20 protein-coding genes and 1 pseudogene are annotated in these 25,978 nt (G+C 51.9%); 16 read left to right on the top strand and 5 right to left on the bottom strand.

The annotated features are described in order from the left end of the window. The first annotated feature begins 293 nt into the window (after positions 1–293). The 3 genes from mphI to DP091_RS08065 all read left to right on the top strand — a co-directional run bounded on the left by mphI (position 294) and on the right by DP091_RS08065 (position 3,293). Positions 294–1,220, top strand: a complete 927-nt coding sequence (gene mphI, locus DP091_RS08075) for a macrolide 2'-phosphotransferase MphI (protein ID WP_113057845.1) — start codon at positions 294–296, stop codon at positions 1,218–1,220. A gap of 322 nt (positions 1,221–1,542) precedes the next feature. After that, positions 1,543–2,079, top strand: coding sequence for a GNAT family N-acetyltransferase (locus tag DP091_RS08070; RefSeq protein WP_071218703.1), 537 nt, complete (start codon positions 1,543–1,545; stop codon positions 2,077–2,079). Positions 2,080–2,474: 395 nt separating this feature from the next. Beyond that, positions 2,475–3,293, top strand: a complete 819-nt coding sequence (locus tag DP091_RS08065) for a GNAT family N-acetyltransferase (protein ID WP_113057844.1) — start codon at positions 2,475–2,477, stop codon at positions 3,291–3,293. A gap of 68 nt (positions 3,294–3,361) precedes the next feature. Here the strand turns inward: DP091_RS08065 and DP091_RS08060 are convergent, their stop codons facing one another. After that, positions 3,362–4,252, bottom strand: a complete 891-nt coding sequence (locus tag DP091_RS08060) for a LysR family transcriptional regulator (RefSeq protein ID WP_113057843.1) — start codon at positions 4,250–4,252, stop codon at positions 3,362–3,364. Between the two features lie 121 nt (positions 4,253–4,373). On the opposite strand from DP091_RS08060, the gene DP091_RS08055 reads away from it, so the two are divergent. From DP091_RS08055 to DP091_RS08030, 6 genes are all read left to right on the top strand, one after another. Next, positions 4,374–5,450 carry a branched-chain amino acid aminotransferase gene (locus tag DP091_RS08055; RefSeq protein WP_113057842.1) on the top strand — a complete coding sequence of 359 codons (1,077 nt, stop codon included), beginning with the start codon at positions 4,374–4,376 and terminating at the stop codon, positions 5,448–5,450. A 161-nt stretch (positions 5,451–5,611) separates the two neighbouring features. Continuing rightward, positions 5,612–6,508 (top strand): AraC family transcriptional regulator, encoded by an 897-nt coding sequence (locus DP091_RS08050; protein ID WP_113057841.1) that lies wholly within the window; start codon positions 5,612–5,614, stop codon positions 6,506–6,508. Between the two features lie 109 nt (positions 6,509–6,617). Continuing rightward, positions 6,618–7,601, top strand: coding sequence for an N-acetylglucosamine kinase (locus DP091_RS08045; RefSeq protein ID WP_113057840.1), 984 nt, complete (start codon positions 6,618–6,620; stop codon positions 7,599–7,601). A 65-nt stretch (positions 7,602–7,666) separates the two neighbouring features. Then, positions 7,667–8,983, top strand: a complete 1,317-nt coding sequence (locus tag DP091_RS08040; RefSeq protein ID WP_113057839.1) for a 6-phospho-beta-glucosidase — start codon at positions 7,667–7,669, stop codon at positions 8,981–8,983. 192 nt (positions 8,984–9,175) lie between these two features. Next, positions 9,176–10,474: a phytoene desaturase family protein gene (locus DP091_RS08035; RefSeq protein ID WP_113057838.1), complete on the top strand. Its 1,299-nt coding sequence runs from the start codon at positions 9,176–9,178 to the stop codon at positions 10,472–10,474. Further along, positions 10,452–11,324 carry an RNA polymerase sigma-70 factor gene (locus tag DP091_RS08030; RefSeq protein WP_181469750.1) on the top strand — a complete coding sequence of 291 codons (873 nt, stop codon included), beginning with the start codon at positions 10,452–10,454 and terminating at the stop codon, positions 11,322–11,324. The genes DP091_RS08035 and DP091_RS08030 overlap by 23 nt, the downstream gene beginning before the upstream one ends. Positions 11,325–11,395: 71 nt before the next feature. Here the strand turns inward: DP091_RS08030 and DP091_RS08025 are convergent, their stop codons facing one another. The 3 genes from DP091_RS08025 to DP091_RS08015 all read right to left on the bottom strand — a co-directional run bounded on the left by DP091_RS08025 (position 11,396) and on the right by DP091_RS08015 (position 14,229). Continuing rightward, positions 11,396–12,337, bottom strand: coding sequence for an SDR family oxidoreductase (locus tag DP091_RS08025; RefSeq protein ID WP_113057836.1), 942 nt, complete (start codon positions 12,335–12,337; stop codon positions 11,396–11,398). Beyond that, positions 12,334–13,431: a mannonate dehydratase gene (gene uxuA, locus DP091_RS08020; RefSeq protein WP_113057835.1), complete on the bottom strand. Its 1,098-nt coding sequence runs from the start codon at positions 13,429–13,431 to the stop codon at positions 12,334–12,336. Before uxuA ends, DP091_RS08025 begins: the two co-directional genes overlap by 4 nt. A 120-nt stretch (positions 13,432–13,551) precedes the next feature. After that, positions 13,552–14,229 carry a GntR family transcriptional regulator gene (locus tag DP091_RS08015; RefSeq protein WP_113057834.1) on the bottom strand — a complete coding sequence of 226 codons (678 nt, stop codon included), beginning with the start codon at positions 14,227–14,229 and terminating at the stop codon, positions 13,552–13,554. Between the two features lie 87 nt (positions 14,230–14,316). Between DP091_RS08015 and uxaC the strand changes: the two genes are divergently transcribed. The 4 genes from uxaC (at position 14,317) to DP091_RS07995 (ending at position 21,099) form a co-directional block, all read left to right on the top strand. Beyond that, positions 14,317–15,720, top strand: coding sequence for a glucuronate isomerase (gene uxaC / locus DP091_RS08010; protein WP_113057833.1), 1,404 nt, complete (start codon positions 14,317–14,319; stop codon positions 15,718–15,720). 110 nt (positions 15,721–15,830) lie between these two features. Further along, positions 15,831–17,441, top strand: a complete 1,611-nt coding sequence (locus tag DP091_RS08005; RefSeq protein WP_113057832.1) for a response regulator transcription factor — start codon at positions 15,831–15,833, stop codon at positions 17,439–17,441. Further along, on the top strand, positions 17,438–19,180 hold the full coding sequence (locus tag DP091_RS08000) for a sensor histidine kinase (protein ID WP_113057831.1): 1,743 nt from the start codon (positions 17,438–17,440) through the stop codon (positions 19,178–19,180). The genes DP091_RS08005 and DP091_RS08000 overlap by 4 nt, the downstream gene beginning before the upstream one ends. 233 nt (positions 19,181–19,413) lie before the next feature. Next, entirely contained in the window at positions 19,414–21,099 is a 1,686-nt protein-coding gene (locus DP091_RS07995; protein WP_071218717.1) for an ABC transporter substrate-binding protein, read from the top strand. A 129-nt stretch (positions 21,100–21,228) separates the two neighbouring features. Here DP091_RS07995 and DP091_RS07990 read toward each other — a convergent pair. Continuing rightward, positions 21,229–22,340, bottom strand: a pseudogene (locus DP091_RS07990) (RNA-guided endonuclease TnpB family protein). A 300-nt stretch (positions 22,341–22,640) separates the two neighbouring features. Here DP091_RS07990 and DP091_RS07985 point away from each other — a divergent pair. The 3 genes from DP091_RS07985 to DP091_RS07975 all read left to right on the top strand — a co-directional run bounded on the left by DP091_RS07985 (position 22,641) and on the right by DP091_RS07975 (position 25,848). Beyond that, positions 22,641–23,681: an ABC transporter permease gene (locus DP091_RS07985; protein WP_113057830.1), complete on the top strand. Its 1,041-nt coding sequence runs from the start codon at positions 22,641–22,643 to the stop codon at positions 23,679–23,681. A 52-nt stretch (positions 23,682–23,733) separates the two neighbouring features. After that, positions 23,734–24,669 (top strand): carbohydrate ABC transporter permease, encoded by a 936-nt coding sequence (locus DP091_RS07980; protein ID WP_113057829.1) that lies wholly within the window; start codon positions 23,734–23,736, stop codon positions 24,667–24,669. Between the two features lie 162 nt (positions 24,670–24,831). After that, a complete protein-coding gene (locus DP091_RS07975) occupies positions 24,832–25,848 on the top strand; it encodes an endo-1,4-beta-xylanase (protein ID WP_113057828.1) in 1,017 nt (338 codons plus the stop codon). Positions 25,849–25,978 lie beyond the last annotated feature (130 nt).

Genomic DNA, 25,978 nt, shown 5'->3' with positions numbered 1-25,978 from the left:
TAATGATATAGCGCTAAAGAGACCTGCACAGATGCAGGGTAATCGGGATGGGTCCGTCTTTTTTACGTAACCCATTTTTATGATATGTCTATAAAAATACACGTTTTTTCATTTGCGGGATAACGGTGTTCTCACCTTCCTGTTTTATTTGAATGTGTATTTTGATTAGGCATTCCAGGAACGGTGGACAGCTAAGACCCGTTCCGGTTACCCAGCACAGGCAGCTCGATGCCTGTGCTTTTTTGTTGTGGACGGCTTTGATGCAATGAAAAATGGAAGGGGATTGATTCCTTATGACAATAGCAAAACCAAATGATGATTACACACAAGTGATACTAGAGATGCTGGAGATTGCCGGAAAACACGGGGTGAATTTGATTCCGGAGGGAATAGAGATGAATGAATCCGGCATGGATTTCCTTGTTGGATTCGCAGAGGAAGCAGGGACTGGAGCACGGTGGATTCTGCGTAAACCGAGACGATCGGATGTGCTGGATAGAGCAGATAACGAAGCTCGAGTCCTGAAGCTGATTCAATCCCATCTTCCTGTTGATGTACCGGATTGGCGGATTTACACGCCGGAGCTTATCGCCTATCCGCTGCTTAGCGGGCAGCCTGCCGCTTCCGTCAGTATGGAAGGATATGCATGGAATATGGATCATGAGAATCCGGGAGACGTGTTTATCCGCTCACTGGCTGAAGCGCTGGTTGCCTTGCATGGCGTTGATCATGATGCAGCCCGAGCAGCAGGTCTGCGGGTGAAGAGTCCCCAAGAGGTTCGTGAGGAGACGGCGCAAAATATGGAAGACATCAAGAGTCGCCTGGGCGTTTCCGATGCGCTGTGGGTGAGATGGCAAAAATGGCTGGAGGAGGATTCCTATTGGCCGACGCATTCCGCCCTCATCCATGGCGATCTTCATCCCCCGCATATCCTGATTGATGAGCGCGTGCAGGTGACCGGACTTTTGGATTGGACGGAGTCCGAGGTAGCAAGTCCCGCCAAAGACTTCGTGTTATACTACGCTATTTATGGCGAGCATAATCTCCGTGTCCTGTTGGACCGGTATGAACAAGCCGGGGGGAAGGTATGGCCGCGCATGTTCGATCATATTGTCGAACAGCATGCCGCGTATCCCGTGCTGATCGCCCAGTTCGCTCTCCTGACAGGTCAGGAAGAGTATATGACGATGGCGCGGAATGCCCTAGGTTTGACGGAGTAAGCCTCGCAGGAGGATGCGGCAGGGTTTTATCCCCATTTGATACGACTGCAAACGCACTGAATACAGCGCTGAGAAAACGAAGAGCCAACCGATGCATACATTCGGTTGGCTCTTTGCATGATATAAATTAACAGAATTCAACATTATTTTGGATGAGCCGTAGGACATATAATGAAATCATGGTGAAATAAGGAGTAGGGTTAACGGATTTTTATTACGTTCGTAACGTAATTTACATACCTGTAAACCTCTTGGAAGAGTAAATATGTTATCCTAGACATACTAAACTTACATACATCATTCATTAGGGAGGGGATTGACCGTGAATATTGAGGTACGTTTATGCCCGAAGGAACAGTCATTTATTCTGCATAACATATATCCGCTGTACTTGCATGACATTGCTGAGATATGGGGGGTCCGTCCTAACCGGTTCGGTGTATTTGAAAAAGAGGATGTGCCGACCTTAAGCGAGCAGAGCAAGCAGCTCGATGTGTGGTGGGAGCAGCCATCGGTTCTTTTTCCTTATCTGATCTCCGTAGATGGTATTGCGGCAGGGCTGGCTCTGGTGGCGACCACGCCATACATTCCATCGCCGAATATCCAGTACTACTTGAATGATTTTTTTGTGCTTCGGACTTTTCGAAGACAAGGTGTAGCCCAACGAGCGGCTGAGCTTGTGTTCGATCATTTCCAAGGTGCATGGGAGCTGCAAACGAATCCGACCGAGCGCAACATGAGTACCCAGATTTTTTGGCGAAAAACGTTGAACACGTACACGGGCGGACGATATACGGAGCATGATGGCGTCCATCCGGAGAAGGGGGATATGCTGGTCTTCCGTTTTAATAACAAATGAGATGGAGTCTCCAGCATTTCTTCAGGGGTGAAATCGGGCTTGACAGCTGGATGCCGCCGGGAGTAAACTGAGTTAAATTTTTCAAACATGCTAGGATGAGGACGCCAGAGTCGCAAAGGAAGCTGAGCCAGAGAACTGCTGGGTGGTGCGAAGCAGTCAGCGGCGATGCATGGCCATCACCTCGGAGCAGATCCGTCGATCGTTTATAACTTGAGGCGTATCCGGGTATTCCCTGCCGTTATCATGGGGCATCATTGATGGATGATGACGAGAGTGCGTGCACGGCTTCTTGCCGGCGCGAATCAGGGTGGTAACGCGGAGACAAAGCTCCGTCCCTACAGGGGACGGGGCTTTTTTATGCGCCTTTGGACCATGGAAAAGAGAGGAGTGTACGAATGCTTGCGAAGTTAATGTCTCAGGACGAGGTGCTGTACCAGGAAGATTTTATTCAGGATGAGGTGTCATACAATCTGATTCATCTCCTTGCCGAGACGCCGCAGAACATGGGGTTGAAATCGCCGGACGGACGCATGATCTTTGCGCAGTCTCCTCGTGGGAACGCATGGTTATGGATTTCCCGGAAGGTTTCCGAAGATAGGCGGCAGCACCTGCTCCAAGAGCTGGTTAGCGAGCTTAAGGAGGTGACCCTGCCTGGCGTGACCGGGGAGCCGGATGTGGCAGAGCAGTTTGCAAGCTGTTACGCGGAGGAACGTCATGAGACCTACCGTCATCATATGACGATGGAGGCTTATCATGCCCCCGTCGTGAAGCACTCTCACTTCGTCGAGGGCACCATCAGGCAGGCCGCTGCTGAAGATATGCAGCAGGTGGCCCGGTTTCTGGTCGGATTCTCGGAGGATGCTTATGGGGTCCGCCCGAATGCGGTAAGCCAGGTCGAGACGGCGCAGCGCCTCATTCAGCAGGGTGGGTTATATTTATGGATAGCAGACGGCAAAGCGGTCTCGATGGCCAATGTTGCACACCGGTCACCACGGCACGGTCGCATCAACGCTGTATACACGCCGAGGGCTGAACGAAAAAATGGCTATGCCGGCGCCCTGGTTGCAGACCTCGGACTTCGCTTGCTGCAGGACGGCTTGGTGCCCATGCTGTATGCCGATCAGGCCAACCCGGTCTCCAATCGATTGTATCAACATATCGGGTTTAGCCGGTGCGGGACGATTAGCGACTTCAAGTTTGTTAACAATGAATAACAATAAGGAATCCGCTAAAGCGGCACGGCTTGGACAAAGCCGGGGAAGACGAAGGGCATCAACAAATGTTATTCTATAAAGGTAGCTAAAAAATGCATAGCCCGATTGGATAGTACATGATCCCGGAGCCAGACAATACCCACATCCGACTGGAAATCAGCGCTCGTAATGGACAGTGTCCGAATGTTGGGAATCGTAAATGAGGACATCACCGACTCGGGTAAAATGGTGGCGCCGATGCCTTCCGCTACCAATGCAACGATAATGGCAACGCTGGAGCATTCGCATATGACACGCGGTTCAAGTTCGCCGCGTTTAAATTCTTGTATTACCCGCTCGTGCATCCCGATCGTCTGATCGGTTTTTAAGGACAAGAACGGATATTCCGCGAGCTCGCGCATCGAGATTTCCGAATGGGAGGATACACTTTCCCAACTGCTTGGAAGGACCGCGACGAACGGGTCGGAGGGCAAAGGCTGAACGGCATAACGCTCAGGCCCGAAGCTGGATTCGAAAGGGAGCCGGGTCACCGCGAGCTCGATATTGCGCTTGTCGAGCTGATCTGCCAGCAGGGAGTGATCGCCTTCCCGGATCTTGAAGGTGACCTCGGGATATTGCTGCCGAAAGATATGGATGCGCTGCGGCAGGAGCGAAATACAGGAGACGACGGCACCGATGGAGAGCATGCCGCGGATTCCCGCGTGGATCTCCTTTACCTCGGTTAGCGTTTCATTGAACTGGTTCAGCAGGGACGCGGCTCTGTTCTGAAGCAGCTCGCCTGCGTGGGTGAGCTGAAGCTGCTTGCCGCTGCGTTCAAACAGCAGAACTCCGAGCTCTTCCTCCATCAGTTTCAGCTGACGGCTTAATGGAGGCTGCTCCATATTGAGCTGTTTCGCTGCACGCGTGATCTGCCCTTCCTGTGCAATCGTCAGGAAATATCGCAGCTGTCGAATATCCATGTTCATCCCCCCTCTCCATACCTTTAAGGTATGGTATCCCTATAAATCAGATATTTTTAATATAGGGTATCCATTGATATGATTCAACTAATAACGTTTGCAAAATAAGGAGATGTTGCACATGACTTACACGATACCCGTGGAATTAACGACGACCCTGAAGACAAAGCCGAGCCACCATAAACAGGCTTTCGGCACGGTATTTACGGACCACATGTTTATTCTCGATTATGACGCAAGTCAAGGCTGGCACGATCCGCGCGTCGTTCCGTATCAGCCGATCGAACTGGACCCTGCCGCCAAGGTATTTCACTACGGGCAGACCGTATTTGAAGGCTTGAAGGCTTACTTGACGGAAGATGAGCGGATTCTCATGTTCCGCCCGAACAAAAATATTCAGCGGCTGAACCTGTCCAACCAGCGACTGAGCATTCCGGCATTGGACGAGGAGCTCGTTATGGAAGCGCTCAAGCAGCTCGTGCTCGTGGATCGCGACTGGATTCCTTCCGAGCCGGGCACATCGCTCTATATTCGTCCATTTGTGATCGCCACCGAGCCTGTGCTTGGCGTAGCGCCATCGCTGCAATACAAGTTCATGATTATCCTATCGGTGGTCGGTTCGTATTATGCGGAAGGCATCAATCCGGTCAGCATTTACGTGGAGCCTAAATACGTGCGTGCCGTAGCCGGCGGCGTGGGCAATGCCAAGACAGCTGGCAACTACGCGGCAGGTTTGAAGGCACAGGATGAAGCAACGCTGAAGGGATACTCTCAGGTGCTGTGGCTCGATGGCGTACATCGCAAATATATCGAGGAAGTCGGCAGCATGAACGTGTTCTTCAAGCTGGGTGATACGGTCGTTACCCCGGCACTGAATGGCAGCATCCTGGATGGAGTTACCCGGAACTCCGTCATCCAGCTGCTTCAACATTGGAACATCCCGGTGGAAGAGCGGGCCATCTCCATTGATGAAATCGTGGAGGCCCATCGCAGCGGATTGCTGACCGAAGCTTTTGGCACCGGCACGGCAGCGGTCATTTCGCCGATTGGCTCCCTGGAATGGCAGGATGAGCAATTGAAGATTGGTGAGGGAGCGACGGGCGAACTCTCCAAACGCGTATATGACGCTATCACGGGCATCCAGCTCGGAACGGTTGAGGATCCGTTCGGCTGGACGGTGGAGCTTGCATTATCTTAATGAACCTTCAAGGACCCTGTCTCAGGCATACTGAGGCAGGGTCTTTTTTTAAGAGATAGAAAGTATACACGTTAAACGTTTTTAGTATATTAAGCGCACATGTTACGATAAGGGTAAATTGTTGATACGTTGATGTCGGAAGGCATGGAGGTGCTTTTTTAATGAATCGTCCGCAGAGTGTCGTTCCTGATGCTATAGATTTTACGAACGCTGCTTTTCCTTTTACGGCGTCGACCACGCACGGCATATTTGCCGGAGCCCAGCGCCTGCATTGGCATCATGCTTTGGAGCTCAATTATATTCAGAGCGGGACCGGATTTATTCTGATCAACGGGATGAAGCTTCAGTTTCAGCAGGGAGATATTATTTTCATCAATAGCAATGATCTTCACCGGGCGTATGAGACTGAGAACCTGGTGATGGATGTCATTATGTTCGAACCTTCATTATTATCCATTGACCTCAAGTTCGATCCGGATCTGATGGCTCCCTTCCGTTCGCTCGGAAACATGGAGAGGCAGTCCCCCGTACACGATGAATTGGCTCACCTGCTGAGGCGCATGTTGGAAGAGTATCAAATCCGTGGTACCGCATATATGAGCCTGATCCGTTCGGATCTTATTCGTTTCCTGAGTTTGGCGAACCGCCATCTGTCGATCCCGGCTCAAGCGAACAGGCCGATCAAGGGCAGGGGAATGCATGCGCTAAAAGAAGTCCTGCGCACGATGGAGCTTCAGCTGGACTACAGCTGGACGCTGCAGGAGCTGTCGGACTTAACGCATCTGAGCCCTTCCCGGTTCAGCGCTCTGTTCCAGCAGGCGGTCGGCACTTCACCGCACCATTATCTGATTCAGCTGCGCTTGACGCATGCCGTGCACTTGCTAGAGACGACGGACCAGAAAATTATCGAGATTGCGGAATCCTGCGGGTTTCGGAATCTGTCTAATTTCAATCGTCTGTTCAAGCAGCATGTCGGCGCATCGCCAAGCGAAATCCGGGAGCGTGCCTATGCCGGCACTCCTGTAATCCCCTCCACTTCAAAAACCAAGAAACAGTAAGATAGTATCACTCCTTGATCGTATAACAGTAGATGGATGCCAGTGGAAGCGGTATCTTAAATACATACCACCACATGACGCCGCTGTTTGGCGGGTAGGAGTGAAATGCATGAGTTTGTATCTGGGTGTAGATGCCGGCGGTAGTAAGACACACGCCGTGATCTGCGATGAACAAGGGAACATTCTTGGCAAGGGAGCGTCTGGGAACGGCAATCATCAGATTCACCGTGAACATGCGGCCCGTAATATTGAGGAGGCTTGCAATGCGGCTCTTCAAGAGGCTGGCGCTGCCAAAGAAGATATCAGTTATGCTTATTTCGGCTTGGCCGGAGCAGATCGGGAAGCCGATTATGAGATCCTGCGTCCGATGATCGGGGCTCTCGGTTATCCTAAGCATGATATCGCATGCGATACCATTATTGGGATGAGGGCTGGAACGAGCCGTCCGTATGGCGCTGCATTGATCTGCGGTACGGGCTTCAACAGCGCGGCCCGAAATCGTGCGGGAGAAGAGCTGCAGTATGGAGGCTTTGGCTTCTTGTATGGAGACGGCTACGCGGGCGGTTCCGGATTTGCCACGCTGGCTTTCCGGGCAGTCATTCGGGCCTGGGATGAGCGGGGACCGGCAACCTTATTGACGTCGCTCGTACTGGAGCAAATGGGATACACGTCTGTAGAACCGATGTATGAGGATGTCCTCTACGGCAAGACGAAGGTTCCGCCAAGCCTCGTGAAGACCCTGTTCCAGGCGGCGGAAGCAGGTGACGAGGTAGCCACCCGAATTCTTGAGAATGAAGGCGAAGAGCTGGCCAATGCGGTATGTACGCTGATCCGGCGGCTCGACATGACGGAGGAAGCCTTTGACATTGTCTATATCGGCAGCGTGCTGAACAGGCCGAACAGCTCGATTCTGACGGATGCGATCGAACGGATCGTGGCGGTCCGGGCACCGCATGCAACCTGTGTAAGACTGACATCCGATCCGGTTTCCGGCGCGCTTCTTTGCGCGATGGACGCTGACGGTCATGCCATTGATGCACAGGCGGAGGCCAAACTGAAAGCATTTACATTTGAACAGGCAACCACTGCCTGATCAGTTTATCGTTGGATAAGAACCTGATAAATACGGATTGATATCATACCTTGGAGGCGATTAACGTGGCAGCAGGATTAAAGATAGCGGTCATCGGAGGAGGTTCCTCCTATACCCCGGAAATTGTTGAAGGTTTCATTCGCAATTATGAGCATATGCCGATTCGCGAACTATGGTTCGTTGATATTGAAGAAGGCAAGCCTAAGCTGGAGATTGTAGGCAATCTGGCTAAACGCATGGTGAAAGAGTCGGGCCTGCCGATCGAGGTTCACCTGACGCTGGATCGCAGACAAGCGATTGCGGGCGCTGATTTTGTGACGACCCAGATGCGTGTCGGCTTGCTCGCGGCACGTAAACAGGATGAGCATATTCCGATTAAACACGGCGTCATCGGACAGGAGACGACGGGCCCGGGCGGCATGCTGAAGGCGCTGCGCACGGTTCCGGTGATTCTGGACATTTGCCGTGATATCGAGGAGCTGGCACCGAATGCATGGATGCTGAATTTCACGAATCCGGCGGGCATCGTCACGGAGGCGGTTGCTAAGCACAGCAAGGTGAAATCCGTCGGTCTGTGCAACTCGCCGATTAACTTTCAGAAATTCCTGGCGGCAGAGTACGGCGTGTCGGAGAAGGACGTTCTGGCCGAGTTTGTCGGGATCAACCACCTGCACTGGGTGACGTCCGCTATCGTTAACGGGGAAGAGAAGATGCCGGAGCTGCTGGACGGCGGCAAATCGTATACGGCGAAGAACGTACCGACCTTCGGCTGGGATGCGGATTTTATCCGCTCGCTTGGAGCGATCCCGACGTATTATCTTAAATATTTCTACATGACCGATACGATGTTTGCGGACATGAAGGCATCGCTGGAGAAGGACGGAACTCGAGCGGACGTAGTCAGCCGCGTTGAGCAGGAGCTGTTTGAGCTCTACAAGGATGAGAATTTGGCCGTGAAACCGAAGCAGCTGGAGCAGCGGGGCGGCGCTTATTACTCTGAAGCGGCAGTCAATCTGATGACGTCCATCTACAATGACCGCCATGATATCCAGACATTGAATGTCGCAAACGGCAATATCTATGATTTCCTGCCTGCCGATGCCAGCATCGAGATCAATTGCGTGGTAACAGGCCAGGGTCCCATCCCGCTTGCACCGCAGAACGTGCCTTCCCATGTGAAAGGGCTGATGCATGCGGTGAAAGTATACGAACAATTGACGATCGAAGCGGCCATTACCGGTGATCGCGGCATTGCGCTGCAGGCGCTGGTTCACCATCCGCTGGTGCCGTCCGTGACCGTAGCGAAGCAACTGCTGGGTGAAATGCTGGAGGCGAACAAAAAGTACTTGCCGGCTTTTTTCAAGCCGGAGACCGTGCAGTAAACCGGAATGAAATCAAACGTGCGGAAATGATATAGAGCCATGCAAAACCCCTCTTCGAAATTGAAGAGGGGTTTTGTCGATTGTACTACCGGAATCATGAATGAGATGAAATTTCGGTTCGGACCTTCATTCCTGTCACATCTCGATGCCCTCGCACGTCATACCCGTATAAAACCGAAGGGATGATGACGGATGCTAAAATATGACGTAGCCATTGTAGGTGGAGGCGTAGCCGGTTTAACAGCTGCAATCTATGCGGCAAGAGCCGGGAAGCAAACGATACTCGTTGAAAAGCAGGAGCGTTTAGGTGGTCGGGCCATGACCCATAAGAAGAAGGGAGCCTATTTCAATCTGGGCGGGCATGCCTTATATCATGGAGATGCCCTTTCAACCTTTCGAGAATTAGGGCTCCAATTGCCGGGAGGCCAACCTTCGATTGACGGGTATGGGATATGGAAAGGGAAACTAAGCCCGTTACCCATGGGCGTGAAATCCCTATTCACCACCCCTCTATTATCCTGGAAGGGCAAGATGGAGCTAGGCGCTTGGCTTGCGAAATTAGGTAAACTGGATACACAGCTGTACGACAACATGAGTCTGCGCGAATGGATTGAAGGTAACGTACAGGATCCGATGGTACGAAATTTATTCTATTCGCTATTACGTACAGCGAGTTATGTGGTAGCCCCTGACCTGCAGGCTGCCGGTCCCGTACTGCAGCAGCTTAAGCATGCGCTGAAGGGGGTGTTATATCTGGATCGGGGCTGGGGGGCCATGGCCTATGAATTAAAACAAAAGGCTCTGGAGCAGGGAGTTCAAATCGTAACGAAGAATAAAGTCATTTCGGTTGAGCATCACGAGGGAAAGGTACGGCACGTCTTTTGCGGCGATGGCATGAAAATAGAAGCAAACCATATTATTCTTACCACACCGCCAGCTGTGGCTTACGAACTGGTGCCCCATGCAGAAGAAACCGCCCTTCATACTTGGAAGGAGCAGGCGATCGAAGTGACAGCGGCTTGCTTGGATGTAGCCCTGCGTCGTCTTCCGGAACCGAAGCAGCAGTTTGTATACGGCCTCGATCAAACCGTCTTTCTCTCGAATCAATCCCGTGCGGCTTACCTGAGTGATGATGGCGCACAAGTCATAACCTTGCTTAAGTATCAGGGCAAGGAGAAGGATGCAAGAAAGGATCTGCAGGAATTAGAAGAAACCTTAGATTTGGTGCAGCCGGGTTGGCGCAACGAGCTCGTGGAGAAACAATACCTTCCTAACATCACGGTCTGCCACGATTTTATGCATGTGAAACGTCAGGAGAACCCGGGTCCAGCCGTCCCTGAAATCGGCGGGTTGTATGTAGCGGGAGAATGGGCAGCGCATGGCGAACTCTTGGTTGATGCTGCAACTGCAAGCGCCAAGCGGGCTGTACAGCATATACTCTCGCTTGAAAGTGAGGAAAGAACCCCGAATGAGCACAGAGTTATTGTATAAAAGCTATCGATCCGCTCTTTTCTCGTTAGCTTACCGGATGCTGGGAAGTGTAATGGATGCGGAAGATATCGTACAGGAGGCCTTCATCAGCTATAACCAATTGCCCCATCCGCAGGACATTCGCAATGAGAGAGCGTTTCTGTACAAAATCGTAACGAATCGCTGCTTGGATTTGCTGCGCTCTTCTGCCAAAAAGCGCGAGCTGTACGTCGGTCCCTGGCTGCCGGAACCCTTGATCGAGAATATGGCGTCAGAGACGGACCCTTCGCTTATCGTAGAGCAGCAAGAGTCCATTTCTACAGCATACCTGCTGCTACTTCAGCAGCTGAACGCGGTGGAAAGAGCTGTTTTTCTCCTCCGCGAGATTTTTCATTATTCCTATGACGAAATTGCTGAAATTCTGGGGAAAAGCAGTGCCAATTGCCGTCAAATCTTTCGCCGCGCTAAGAGCAGCATTCATTTTGATCCTGATCAGAGACCCTCGATCTCAGTGGCGGAGGCGCAGATCAAGGATTTTGTGGACTCCCTCTTACAGGGGAACACGAATAAGCTGCTGGAGTTGCTAAGCGAAAATGTCGTTCTCTACTCGGACGGCGGCGGTAAAGTCAGAGCGGCGCAAATTCCTGTGGTTGGAGTTCATAAAGTGATCCAATTGCATCTGAACCTGCTTAAAATGTATGAAGGACAATATGCGTACTCTTATCTTACCGTCAATGGTCTGCCGGGAATGCGGATCCGGTTGGATAACGGTGTCCAATTCATTTATTCTTTTGCTTTTAAGAACCATCGGATCGAAACGATTTATACCGTGGCAAATCCGGATAAACTCAGACATATACAGTTGCCGTGATGCCAAAAAACAGGGCCGGTTTAAGATCATAGGATCTTAAGTCGGCCCTGCTGCTGTATCAAGCTGGGATATTATACGCCGGAATAAGCCATGAATCCGCCGTCTACGGGAATCACCGTTCCGGTGACGAACCCGGAGGTCTGATCATCCACAAGCCAGAGCAGAGTGCCGAGCAGATCCTCCGGCACGCCGAACCGTCTCATGGGGGTATGGGAGATGATTTTATGAGAGCGCTCGGTTAACGAACCGTCGCTATGGGTCAGCAGATTGCGGTTCTGCTCGGTCAGGAAGAAGCCTGGCGCGATCGCGTTCACGCGGATGCCGGATTCCGCGAGATGCACGGACAGCCACTGCGTGAAGTTGTTGATGGCCGCTTTGGCTGCACTGTAAGCCGGGACCTTGGTCATCGGGCTGGGTGCGCTCATGGACGAGATATTCAGCACGACGGCCCCGGGACGTCCTAGCATCCCTTCCGCAAAGACTTGCGTCGGTATAAGCGTGCCAATGAAGTTCAAATCGAATACGCTGCGGAAGCCAGGTACGCTTAACCCGAAAAAGGTTGTCAGATCCGGCTGCCCTACATCCTCCGGACGGAAAATTTCGTTGGTTGTATTCGCGTCTTTCCGGTTACCGCCGGCTCCGTTAATGAGGATATCGCAGGATCCGAAAGACTCGCGCACAGCCTTCTCCGCTTGCCGGACGCTTTCCACGTCCGTTACATCGCAGGAAACGGCAATCGCTGTACCGCCGGCGGCCGTAATTTCATCCGCCACCTGCTGCCCTTTCTCGGCCGTACGATTCAAGACGGCGACTTTGGCGCCTTGCCGGCCCAGCTCCAAAGCCATTGCCCGGCACAGCACCCCGGAGCCGCCCGTGATGACAACCGTCTTCCCGTTTAATGACGGATGAATGGGAAGGGATGACGTCACTTGCGGCGTGGATTCATGAGAAGCTTGGCTTGGTCCGGATTCGGATTCGGATGTACCCGCTGCATGGATATTCACCTCACTCATTGAACGGCCTCCTTCAGCTCGGCTGCGCGTCCCGCACGCTCCCGGCTGTAAGCGTCCCACAGCCCCCAGAGATACATAATGCCGAGGGCGCGGTCATACAGACCGTAACCCGGACGGCACTGCTCGCCCCAGATATGCCGCCCGTGATCGGGCCTTACGTATCCGGTGAAACCGTTGTCATGATAGGCTTGCACAATGCCGGAAATATCAACGGTACCGTCCTCGGTACGGTGGGACGTTTCGATGAAATCGCCGTTCTCGTAGACGCGTACATTCCGGATGTGCGCAAATGGAATCCGGTCATGGAACTCATGGATCATGGAGACGATGTCATTGTCCGGATTGGCGCCAAGCGAACCGCTGCACAGGGTCAAGCTGTTTGCCGGGCTATCATATAGCTTGAGGAATCTTCGCAGGTTCTCCTGGCTGGTAATGACCCGCGGCAGACCGAAAATCGGCCAAGGCGGATCGTCCGGGTGAATGGCCATTCGGATGCCGTTCTTCTCGGCAGCCGGGATGACGGCGCTTAAGAAATATTCGAGGTTGCGCCACAGATCATCCTCGGTAACGCCGCGGTATGCTTCGAACAGGGAGGTCAGATGCGCCAAACGCTCCGGTTCCCAGCCTGGCATCGTAAGCTTGCTGTTTCGGTTGATCGTCTGGACCAGCTCCATCGGATCAATGCCGTGGATCTTGGCCTTCTCAAAGAAGAGAGCCGTCGATCCATCGGCAGCCTGCTTATGGAGATCGGTTCTAGCCCAGTCAAACACCGGCATAAAATTGTAGCAGATGACCTTGACGCCGACCTGGCCCAATTTCTCAATCGTCCGGATGTAGTTGGCTATGTACTGATCCCGCGAGGGCAGCCCAAGCTTGATATCCTCATGCACATTCACGCTTTCTACAACGTCAATATGAAGGCCGTACGCTTTTGCCTGGTCTGCGATTTCTTCAATTCGCTCCATCGGCCATTCCTCGCCGACAGGAATATCGTGAAGTGCCCATACGATGCCCTCCACACCTGGGATTTGTCTAATCTGATCCAGCGAGACCGTATCGTTGCCCTCGCCAAACCACCTGAATACCATGCGCATTTCTTCACCGCCTTTACAAGTTTAAGGAGTTAACGCAAAGCTGCTGGGAATTTTGCAAGTTACGAGTGCACCGCCAAGATGGAAGCCTGCGAACGGATAAGTCTATCCGCCGGCATTACTTTATTTAAAATAATCGGGATGCTTCTCTTTCAGCACGGCCAGATTGGAGATGATCAGGCTGAGATGGGCCTGCATTTCCCGTTCGGCATGATCAGCGTCATGACGTGAAATCGCGTCGACGATCTCCCGATGCTGCTCGTACAGGTTGGTCCAATTCGGATCGGCGGACAACCATAACATCCGGCTCCGGTTCAGATGAGCGTTCATCTGCTGCAGCACGTTCCATGTGCCGACCTTCCGGCAGCCTTCGAACAAAATACGATGAAAGGCCTCATCCAGCTCAAACATGTGCTTGCCGTCATGCTTCTCGATGCTCTCGCGCTGCTCGGACAGATTGTGCTCCAGCTCGGCGAATTTATCCTCGGGAAAGCTTTCGCAGGCAAGCCGGACTACGGCTTTCTCCAGCTGTTCACGCATGAAGCGCGCTTCCTCGACCAGCTCCGAATCGATGAGCGAGACGCGCGTGCCGCGCTGGGGAAGCACCACAACAAGGTCCTCCTGGGCCAAACGGACAAAGCTTTCCCGTACCGGCGTCCGGCTGACCTCGAAGGATAGGGAAACCTCCTTCTCGGATAGAGCTGTTCCCGGCGGCAGCTCCAGACTGACAATTTGCTGTTTAAGCCGGGAGTACACGATATTTCCGGCCGATCCCGGCTGTAATCGCAAAGATTCTACCACTGCATCACCTCCTAATGTATTCCATACTACCATACTTGTATGGTAGTATGGAACTGAAAATCGAAATAAGAATCGGAGGGCGATCACATGAGCCGTTTGGACACGGAAAACCTGCTCCTAAACAGCAACAGCGCGAAGAAACTCTTTTATGATTATGCGGAAGGGATGCCGATATTCGATTACCACAATCATTTAAACCCGAAGGATATCGCCACCAACCGGCAGTTCGATAACCTGACGGAGCTATGGCTGGAGGCTGACCATTATAAATGGAGGGCGATGCGCTGGCTTGGCGTCGACGAAGAGCTGATTACAGGCAGTGCCAGCGCCGAAGCCAAGTTCATGGCCTGGGCGGAATGCGTTCCGCGCTTGGTTGGCAATCCGCTCTATCACTGGACCCATCTGGAGTTGACCCGTTATTTCGGGATTCAAGAGCGGTTGACCGCCGATAATGCTAAGGAGATCTGGGAAGCTTGCAATGAGCAGCTGAAGGCTCCTGCCTTGCGGGCAGGCGGAATTCTGGAGAAGTTTAAGGTTAAAGTGGCCTGCACGACAGATGATCCTGTTGATTCGCTGGAGTATCATCGGGCCATTCGGGATCATGGGGAATTGTCGACCATCGTTGCCCCTGCATTCCGGCCGGATCGGGTGCTGGATGTCACGAACCCGGATTTCACCACCTACGCACAGAACCTGGGAACAACGGCCGGTATAGCGGTGGATACCTATCAGGGATTGCTGGAAGCCCTGCAGGAGCGGATTCAATATTTCCATGATCATGGCTGTCGCCTGTCGGATCACGGCTTTGGCGCGTTTCCTTGCGAACAAGCCGATGTACAAGAGGTTGCGGACATTTACGGCAAAGCGATCGGCGGGGGCAGCCTCACACCGCTTGAGGATCGGAAATACCGCACCTATACCCTGCTCAAGCTCGGAGAAATGTATCACGCCAAGGGCTGGACCATGCAGCTGCACATTGGGGCGATCCGGAACAATAATGCGCGCATGTTCGCGAAGATCGGCAAGGACAGCGGGTATGATTCAATTCTCGATTTCCATCTGGCGGAAAGCCTGAACGGATTTCTAAGCAGGCTCGACAGGAACGATCAGCTGCCGAAAACCATTGTGTACAGCCTATATTCTTCTCATTACGAAATGATGGCTACGACGATCGGGAACTTCCAGTCAGCCGGTGTTGAGGGTAAGCTTCAGCTTGGTTCCGCTTGGTGGTTTCACGATCAGAAGGAAGGGATGCTGAAGCAGCTCACCGCGTTGTCTTCCATGGGGCTGATTAGCACCTTTGTCGGTATGCTGACCGATTCCAGGAGTTTTATGTCGTTTCCGAGGCATGAATATTTCCGCAGAGTGCTGTGCCGCCTGTTCGGGGACTGGATCAAGGAAGGGGAATTGCCCGCCGATTATGAATATATCGGTGCCATTATCCAGGATATTTGCTACCGCAATGCCGAGCGCTATTTTCAAATCCATTGACAATTGCAGGCCGAACATGAACAATAGATTTACTATATGAAAGCGTTTGCTGATGGTCAGATAGAAGCTATGTGACAGCAGATGTGTTTGAACAGGGAGGGGGACATACCATGCAATGGAACCGGGCGATATTGGTGGATGACGAAGTGTTTACGCGCAAAGGGCTCCTGAAGCTGATTGATTGGGAGGCCTGCGGTTTTCAAATTGTAGATGAGGCGGACAACGGGGAAGATGCGCTGGAACTGATTGAACGGCTTCAACCGGATGTGGTCATCACCGATATCCGCATGCCGGTGCTGGATGGACTCGAGCTGATCAGGCATGTCGTCACGAAGGACATCGTCAAGCCGTATTTCATTATTGTAAGCGGATACGATGATTTTAATTATGCCCAACAGGCCGTCCGCTATGGCGTGCATGATTTCATTCTGAAACCGATTGACGAGACGGAATTCAGCCATGCGCTGGTTCGGCTCAGCGAGCGGCTAAAGTCAGACCGCGAGGCTCGCTTGAGAGAAGAGAGGCTCTTGTCCGGGGCCTTGATGGAATCGCTCATTATAGGGGAAGCCGATGAGGAGCTGCTGCACGAATGGGAGCAACGCCTCGAGCTTCAGCCGGGAAGTCGTCTGTTCTACGTCTTCGTCGAACGGAATGACTACCAGCAGGCTTCGGCGGCGAACGGCAATGACGATGGCAGAACAGAATTCAAGGACAGGGTGGAGGCGGCTCTCCTTGCGATCTCGAATGGAGAACAGCCCTTCTACCTGCATGAGCATCGCAATCGAATCGGCATTATCGTTCCGGGCAGCATCCTGCACTCTTTTCAGGGGTGTCAGCGGGGATTTGCCAGGCGCATTCAGCAATCGCTTGCCGATTCGAGCCGAGAACGAATCTTTGTTTATTTTGGTCAACCGGTGTTGCAGCTGTCCCGCATTCAGGAGGCATACGAAACGGCCAAAGAATCACTCCTTTACAAATATATCTACGATGAGAGCGGCATTGTAATCCATGAGGAGGCCTCCCAGCACGGCCTTCACTACATCGGGCTGGAAGAGGGGCTTTACGAGCAGTTTCTGGAGCAGATCGAGGAGCTGCATTTCGAGAAGTTGGAAGTGACGATTCGTCTGCTGTTCGAATCCTTTCGGGAGAAGTTGTATGCTCCCGAAGCGGTGAAGACGGCAATCAACCAATGCGTGCTGGACGTGGTCCGGGTGCTCGGCAGCATGGACGGGGATCAGAGCCGGCTATCCAGCTTGGAGCCGATGACCGAATGGCATGACCGCAACTTGTCGCTTCAGGGGCTGAAGCGGTTGTTCACGGAATTCGCGATTGAGAGCGCGAACTATATCGCGCAGCTTCGCAAGGAGCAGCACAAGGGCGGAATCCAGAAGATCCGGGCCTATATCGAGGCCCATTATCATGAGAATATCAGCCTGAAGGGCATCGCAGGGAAGTTCTATATGAACCCGGTTTATTTGGGACAGCTCTTCAAAAAAGCGTATGGTGTGTACTTTAATGACTTCCTGCTGCAGCTGCGCGTGAACGAAGCGAAGCGATTGCTGCGCCAGACGGATCTGCGCATCTATGAGGTGGCGGAACGGGTCGGCTTCGGCAACCCGGACTATTTCGTCACGCAATTCGAGAAGCTGGAGCGAATGACGCCAAGCGAGTACCGGAGCCGCTTGATGAAGGAGGATGTGTCCCAAGGGGCGAATCGATGAAGCCAAGCTTGAATAATGTCCGTCTGCGGGACAAGATGCTGCTGATGTATTTTCTGGCCGTATTTTTGCCAATCCTGGTCACCAATCTCATCTTCTACAACGTGACATCCGGCAGCGTGAGGGAGCAGCGGATCCAGGATATAACGGTGGCGCTTGAGCAGATGAAGAATGAGTTCCGGCGTGAAGTCGAGGATGCGCTGGAGATCTCCTCCGTCTTCTACACGGACATTCAATTGAACGAGATTATGGAGACGGAGTACGATCATCCGGCCGATTATATCGAGGCTTATGATACCTATCTCCGCCGCATATTGAATTCGGGCAGTGCCGTGTACAATTCGGTCAGCGAGATTACGGTGTATGTGGACAATCCGACCCTGCTGTATTCCGGCGGCATTAATTATATCAGCGACCAGGTGAAGGAAGAGGCCTGGTACAAGGCAATTGCGGGCAAAAACGTAACCCAGCCGATTGTGATGCGTACGGGCAAGAATGGCCAATTGGACAGCTTCAGCATCATCCGAAGCATGAATTATTTCAGTTCCCAGGATGATCATACCAAGTATCTCAAAATTGATATGCGCATGCCCTCGATTCGGCAGATCATGAGCAATCTGAATGTGCAGGGCAAAGTGTACCTGCTGAGCGGTGCCGGAAATATCGAATACACCACGGATCCGAAGGTTGATATTATGCAGGATTCCGTGCCGTACAGCAGCATCGTGCATGGCGACAGGTTCCTGGAGTTTCACACCGATACGTTCACGACCAACAATCTGAACACCTGGACGATCATGGCGGTGACGCCGGAGGACGTGGTGCTGCGCGATGTCCATCAATCCTTGCGGTTTGTCATTGTGCTGACCTGCCTGAACTTTCTGCTTCCGACCTTGGTGATTGTCTGGATCAGCCGTTCCCTGAACGTACGTCTGGTACGGATACTCAAGCATATGAAGAAGGTCAAGAACCAGAATTACGACACGATCCAAGAGGCCGAGGCACATGACGAGATCGGTCAGCTGACGGGTGAATTCAACCGGATGACCCTGCAGCTTAAGAGCTTGATCCATGACGTGTACATGGCCGATATCCAGAAGAAGAATTTGGAGCTTCAGCGGCGGCATGCGCAATTGAACGCTCTGCAGAGCCAGATTAATCCGCACTTTCTCTTTAACGCCCTGGAGACCATTCGCATGCGCAGCCTGATGAAGGATGAGGATGAGACGGCAAAAATCATTCATAATATGGCCAAGATCTTCCGCAATTCCCTGGTTTGGAAAAAAGACATGGTGACGCTCAAGGAAGAGGTGGAGTTTATTCACTGTTTCCTTGAAATCCAGAAGTATCGGTTTGGCGACAAAATTGATTACTCGGTTCACGCCCACGCTGAAGAGGGACATATGCAAATACCGAAGATGGCCATCGTTACTTTTGTGGAGAATGCCAGCATTCATGGCATCGAGCCTCTTAAGCACGGGGGGCGCATTGAGGTTCGTGTTGCACGCGAGGGACAAGCCCTGATCTGCAGCATTCAGGATAACGGGGCGGGCATGTCCGTGGATCAGGTAGAACGCATCCACCGCTACCTGGAGACCGAGGACGAGATGGGCGAGCGGATCGGCATTCAGAACGTGATCTACCGGCTGAAGCTGTACTACGGAAGCCGGTTCCAGTTTGGAATCGACAGCTCGCCTGGACAAGGCACCCGGGTAAGACTATCCATCCCCATCGAATCTTAACAGGGCAAATCCTGCTTGGCACTCCGTTTCGGAGTGACTACAGCAGGATTTGTTCGTTAATCAGGAGAAGAGGTGCGGCGAAGGCCGCAGAGGTGCCATTTTTCACGAACATGGATACGGTTCTATAGTTTTCAAAGTATCACCTAAAGATTGACGGGTGAAAATTGCTCCTGAGCTCTCTTATAATGAAAGTGCTTACAAATTAACGAGACCGAAAGGGGTAGGTCAAGAGCATGAATAAGAAATTTTGGGTAAGCTGTCTGACCGTGGTTATGATGGTATCGCTTCTGGCGGCTTGCGGCGGCGGTAAAGAGGCAGCGGATAACGCACCGGCTGCCGGCGGCGAAGGCGAGAAGAAAGAAGAGAAGGTCACCTTCACCTATTTCAACTCCGCAGCAGGTAAAGACAAGAATACGAACGAAACCACCATCGGTAAAATCTTCGAAGACCAAACCGGCGTGAATTTTAAAATGGAGCATTTGGTAGGAGACGAGAACACCAAGGTGGGAACATTCATTGCCAGTAACGATTATCCCGATGTGATTGTGCCGGGGAGCTCGATCGATAAGCTGGTCGGGGCGGGCGCCTTCATTCCGCTCAATGACCTGATCGATAAGTACGGCCCTAACATCAAGCGTGTGTACGAGCCGTATTACAATCTGATGAAGGCCGATGACGGCAACATTTACTTCCTCCCGTTAAGTGCGGTTGTGGGAGAGTACACGTCGGCTCCCAATATCGAGCAAGGAGCATTCTGGATTCAACGCCGCGTCCTGAAGGAAGCGGGTTACCCGAAAATCAAGACCTTCGACGAGTACCTGAACCTGATTCGCGATTACGTGAAGAAGCACCCGGAGGAAGGCTTAACCGGATATCTGGCGCTAACTACGCAGGATAAATTTTTTGCCCTGACCAATGCCCCGATGCACTTGGCCGGTTATCCGAACGATGGCGGCATCATCATCGACATGGAAACCCACGTAGCGAATGATTACGCTGACGATGACATTACGAAGCGTTACCTGCAGGAGCTGAACAAGCTGAATGCGGAAGGCTTATTCGATAAATCCTCTTTCGTGGACAACTATGATCAATACCTTGCCAAACTGACTTCCGGTAAGGTGCTCGGCTTCTTCGACTATAGATGGCAGGTAGGCCAAGCGATGAACAACTTGCGCGAAACAGCCAATAAATCGGGTAACGACGATCTCGAATATATGGCGCTGCCGATCGTATACGACGAGAATACCAAGGATCAATACCTGGATCCGCCATCCTTTGTGAACAACCGCGGCGTAGGGATCTCCGTCAGCGCGAAGGATCCGGAACGCATCGTGAAGTATTTCAACAACCTGCTGACGGACGAGAACCAAATTCTGTCGAACTGGGGCATCAAGGACGAGACGTATTCCGTTGACGAGAACGGCCGCTTCTACCGTACGGAAGAGCAGATTGCACAGACCAATACGGAAGCCTTCCGCGAGTCGTTCGGCTTCAAGTACTTTGAATACAACTGGCCTCGTTACGGCAACGGTTCTACGCTTTCTGACGGTAATTCCGTGGGCGCGGGACGCCAGCCTGAGGTTGCGAAAATGTCTTATTCCGAACCGGACAAGAAATTGCTTGAAGCATACGACATCGATTCCTTCTCACAGCTGTTTGCGGCACCGGACGACCGTCCATGGTATCCGGCTTGGAGCATTCCGATCGATCAGGGGTCACCGGCCCAAATCTTCACGCAGAAGAAAAGCGATTTGCAGCGTAAATACTTCCCGAAGCTGGTTCTTGCCAACCCTGCGGAATTTGACGGCATATGGAACGAATACGTGGGCGAGTTCAGCAAGCTGGACGTGAAGGGATATGAGGATCTGATTACTGAGGAAGTAGCCAAGAAAATCGCAAATGCCCAAGGACAATAATAGGTCAACAACTCATGACTGAAGTCGCGAGCTTGTAACTGCCCGGAAGTGAGAGCGGCGATTAGGCCTCCTTCCTTAATATGGCGTTACGATAGGCAGGTTGACTGCTGCCCGGCCGTACAGGTATACCTACACAGCCACTTCAGCGATGTACTTCATTCCAATGCGCTGAAGATTCATGGCTCCAATTCGATCATCGTTAGAGCTGTAGCCGCACTCGCTGCAACAGAAATGGTGTTTTTTCCTGTCGCGGTTCGCTTTGTTCGTATGCAGGCACTTCGGGCACTTCTGAGACGTGTATTCTGGGTTCACTGCGATCACCTTGGCGCCTGAACGAATGGCTTTGTACTCGATCATCTGACGAAGTTGGTAAAACGACCATGACACGGTTTCGTATCGATCCCGGATACGAACACGCTCTGTCACTTGGCGAATGCCCGTTAAATCTTCCACAACGAATAAGGTATTCGCTCCGTACCGGTCAACGAGTGCCTTCGATATCCGATGGTTGACATCGGTCATATAACGGTTTTCTCGTTGTCCAATTCGCTGGATCGCTCTGCGGGCGGAAACTGTTCCAACCTGTTGCAGCCGTTTGCGAAGTCGCTTGTAGTTTGAACGCTGGTTCTTGACCCTTCTGCCGTGGAAGAATGCGGTTGTTCCTTGCGAATCATAGCTGACGGCGATAAAGTTGATCCCCATATCCACGCCGACGATTCTTTCGATGTTATGCGCAGCCGGTTCGTTCATAGCTTGGGTCACGGGGATATGCAAGAAGACCTCCCGCGCTTATGGACCAGTTTGGCTGTGCCAAATGTCCATGTTCCATCCAAATAATGTTCCATGCCTTTGCTTTCGAAGGGGACCTTGATCCTCCCGGATAAGGTATTGACCGAAAACATTTGGTTTCGCATGGAGTAATCGCGGTTCCGGACCAAATCGAGTTCGGGCCTCTTGAATTGTACAAGAGTCCAGGGATGCCCGTTTCCTTGAATGGACTTATAGCGGGGAATGACCGTCTTCATCACCGATTGCGCCATTTGAGAGCGAAGCCCAAAATCGGCACGAAGCTTACGATACGTCAAGAGATGCAGCTTCTGTTGGTGGAGCACCTTCTCATCAAAGACGAGCTTCGATACAAATTGGCTTGCCAGCCGATAGGCATGGAGCGTCTGGAACAACAACTCTTTCTGCTCTGGCGAAGGTAAAATTTTGATTTTGGCGGTAACCGTTAGCTTCAACAAAGTCTCACCCATCCTTTCCGTGAGGATCGAAGTAGGAACAGGAACGTAGCGTTTATATTTACCATTATACCAAACATTTGTTCCTGTTTTAAGTGAGCGTTTGTATTTTAGAGAAAAAGGTATCCGCGATGATTCTAAGGAGGACAAGGAAACGTAATTCCTCTCATGACTGAAGTCACGAGTGTCCTTACGCAAAGAATGAAGAAGAGGAGAACAGGGGCGGACCACTCGATAAATTTGTATTCGTCCCTCCTCTCTATAACCATTGTATGGGCTGGATAGGAAGGAGAAGAAACCGTGGATAAGGCGAACCCGATTGGACCTGCAGAGACGACGGCGCTACGTGAAACGCCGGCGGCATCGAAAGGTTTCTTCAATAAACAACGGAAAAACAATACTAGTTTGAACAATAAACCGCCATCAGGCGAAAAAAGCTTCTTCCAGAAGCTGCTGCAGCAGAAGGCGCTGGTCTTCATGTCGATCCCTTTTTTGGTATGGTTGTTTGTCTTTAAGTACCTGCCGCTATGGGGCTGGACCATCGCGTTTCAGGATTTTAAACCGGCCAAGAAGATATTCGATCAGGAATGGGTAGGCTTGCAGCATTTTACCTTTCTGTTTCAGGACGAACACTTCCTCCGGGTCATGCGCAACACGCTCGCTATGAGTTTTATCAATCTTGTCTTAGGTTTTGTTACGGCGATTGTGTTAGCGATCCTGCTCAATGAGCTGCGTAATTTGATGTTCAAACGGGTCGTGCAGACGATCAGTTATTTGCCCCATTTCATCTCTTGGGTTGTGGCAGCCAGCATTATTTCGACGGCTCTGTCCGCAGACGGCGGGATTGTCAATGAACTCCTCATGTGGTTCGGGATTATTAAGGAACCGATCTTATGGCTTGGGGAAGGGGAATATTTCTGGGGAATACTCGGTGTTTCGGAAGTATGGAAGAATGTCGGCTGGAACACCATCATATATTTGGCAGCCATGACGATGATCGATCCCTCGCAGTACGAGGCGGCGGAAATCGATGGCGCCGGACGCTTTCAACGGATCTGGAACATCACCTTGCCGGGTCTAAAGCCAGTATTCATCATCCTGCTGATCATGAATATCGGCAACCTGCTCGAATCCGGCTTTGAACCGCAATATTTGCTTGGCAACGGCATGAACGTGGATTATTCCGAGAACCTGGATATTTTCGTGCTGAAATACGGTATTCAGATGGGCAACTTCTCGCTCTCGATTGCAGCCGGCATGTTCAAGACGGTCGTCAGCTTCATACTCTTGTTCACGGCCAACCATATCGCGAAGAGATTGGGCGAAGATCGATTGTTCTAAGCGAAAGCTTGCGAGGACCGTTCTCTATCAGAAAACGTACAGGAGGATTCATATGGCGAAGATTTCAGATTCACCACGGGCCCACGCCCGGTTCAAGTCTCCAGCGGACCGGTTATTCGATACCTTTAACATTGTGTTCATGATCTGTCTCATGATTGTCACGTTGTACCCGTTCATCAATACGCTCGCGGTTTCCTTCAACCATGCGACGGATTCGGTAAAAGGCGGCATTTATTTATGGCCGCGGGATTTCACGTGGGAGAATTATAAATATGTATTTAACGAAGCCACGATATTCCACGCTACCTTCATCTCGGTTTTGCGTACGTTGATCGGTACGATCACTTCCGTATTCTGCTGTGCTATGGTGGCCTATACCATCAGCCGTCCGGAATATGTGCTGCGCAAATTCGTATCGATTGCCTTCATCTTGACGATGTATTTCAGCGGCGGTTTGATTCCGAACTTCCTGCTGATTCGCGAATTGGGCATGCTGGGCACCTTCTCGGTATACATCATTCCGGGTTTGATCGGCGTGTTTAACGTCATTGTCATCCGTTCCTTCATTGAAGGGCTGCCGGAGGGGATTCTGGAATCGGCCCGGATCGACGGCGCCGGTGAATTCACGACTTTCATGAAAATCGTGCTTCCGCTATGCGTGCCCGTACTTGCTACGGTATCGCTGTTTACGGCGGTATCCCAGTGGAACTCCTGGTTTGACGTATTCTTATATAACTCTTCATACAGTGAGCTTAGCACCCTGCAGTATGAGTTGATGAAAATACTCCAGAATTCGAACTCCTCGCTGAATTCGGGCAACGACTATGCAAGCCAGTTTGCAAGCTCGGAAAGCGGGGCGAATCAGGTCACCCCGACCTCCATTCGGGCAACGATGACCATTGTGGCCAGCGTGCCGATCATTCTGGTGTATCCGTTCCTGCAAAAATACTTCGTGCAAGGGATGACCCTTGGCGGGGTAAAAGGGTAAGCTGCGGGAGCCGCTAAATAAAATACATCGTGTGCACTGCTCCCTGTACGCACGGCGTGGTCCGGAGCATGCTTCGATGGCTGTCGACGAACCGATGTCATTGGTTTCATGATCATGAACCATCAATCTTGCTATGATCTTTATTTCAAGGAGGAATTGCGTATGTCCAACACGCAACGAAGTGAGCCCAGGCTGAAGGAAATGTTCGCGGATGACTTTCTTATCGGAGCGGCCGTGAACCCGCGGACGATCGAAACGCAGGAGGAATTGCTATCCTATCATTTCAACAGCATTACGGCGGAAAATGAAATGAAGTTTGTCAGCGTGCATCCGGCGGAGGATACGTATACGTTCGAGGATGCGGACCGGCTTGCCGCTTTCGCCCGCAAGCATGGAATGAAGATGCGCGGCCATACGCTGGTATGGCATAACCAAACAACCGATTGGCTGTTCGAAGACAAGAACGGGAACCTGGTGGATAAAGCCACGCTGTATGAACGGCTAAAGTCGCATACCGATACGGTCGTAAAGCGGTACAAGGGCGATATTTACGCCTGGGACGTCGTGAACGAGGTAATCGCCGATGAAGGCGCCGAGCTGCTTCGTCCATCCAAGTGGCTGGACATTGCGGGCCCCGAGTTTATCTCTAAGGCATTCGAGTACGCTCATGAAGCCGACCCGTCGGCGTTGTTGTTCTATAACGATTACAATGAGTCCCATCCGAATAAGCGGGACAAAATCCATAAGCTGGTCAAGTCGCTGCTGGATCAAGGAACGCCGATCCATGGCATAGGATTGCAGGCGCACTGGAATCTGTACGATCCGGCACTTGATGATATCCGTTCCGCGATCGAGAAGTATGCATCGCTCGGCCTGCAGCTTCAGCTCACCGAGCTCGATGTGTCGATGTTCCGATTTGATGATAAGCGAAAGGATCTGACCGAAGCGCCGGAAGAACTTCTGGAGGCTCAAGCCAAGCGGTATGAGGGGATGTTTGGCACTCTGAGGGAGTACCGGGATCATATTACGTCCGTTACCTTCTGGGGCGCTGCCGACGATTACACTTGGCTGGACCATTTCCCGGTACGGGGGCGGAAGAATTGGCCCTTCCTGTTCGATGAGCGGCATCAGCCGAAACCGGCGTTTCATCGCTTGGTGGAGCGTACGGTCAAGGTGTAACCGTCTTGGCGCGGATCAAGCCTTCATTCTCATCAAATAAGAAGCATATAAGCGATTAAGGCTGCCATCAGCTTGTCATGTTGCCGGTCCTTGTGGCCGGCAGCTGTACTTTGGCCTTGACGTAAGCTGG

Source organism: Paenibacillus sp. MDMC362 (assembly GCF_003269305.1).
Taxonomy (GTDB): domain Bacteria; phylum Bacillota; class Bacilli; order Paenibacillales; family Paenibacillaceae; genus Paenibacillus_AQ.
The sequence above is the reverse complement of the archived record's forward strand: the minus strand, read 5'-3'. Positions and strand labels throughout refer to the sequence as shown.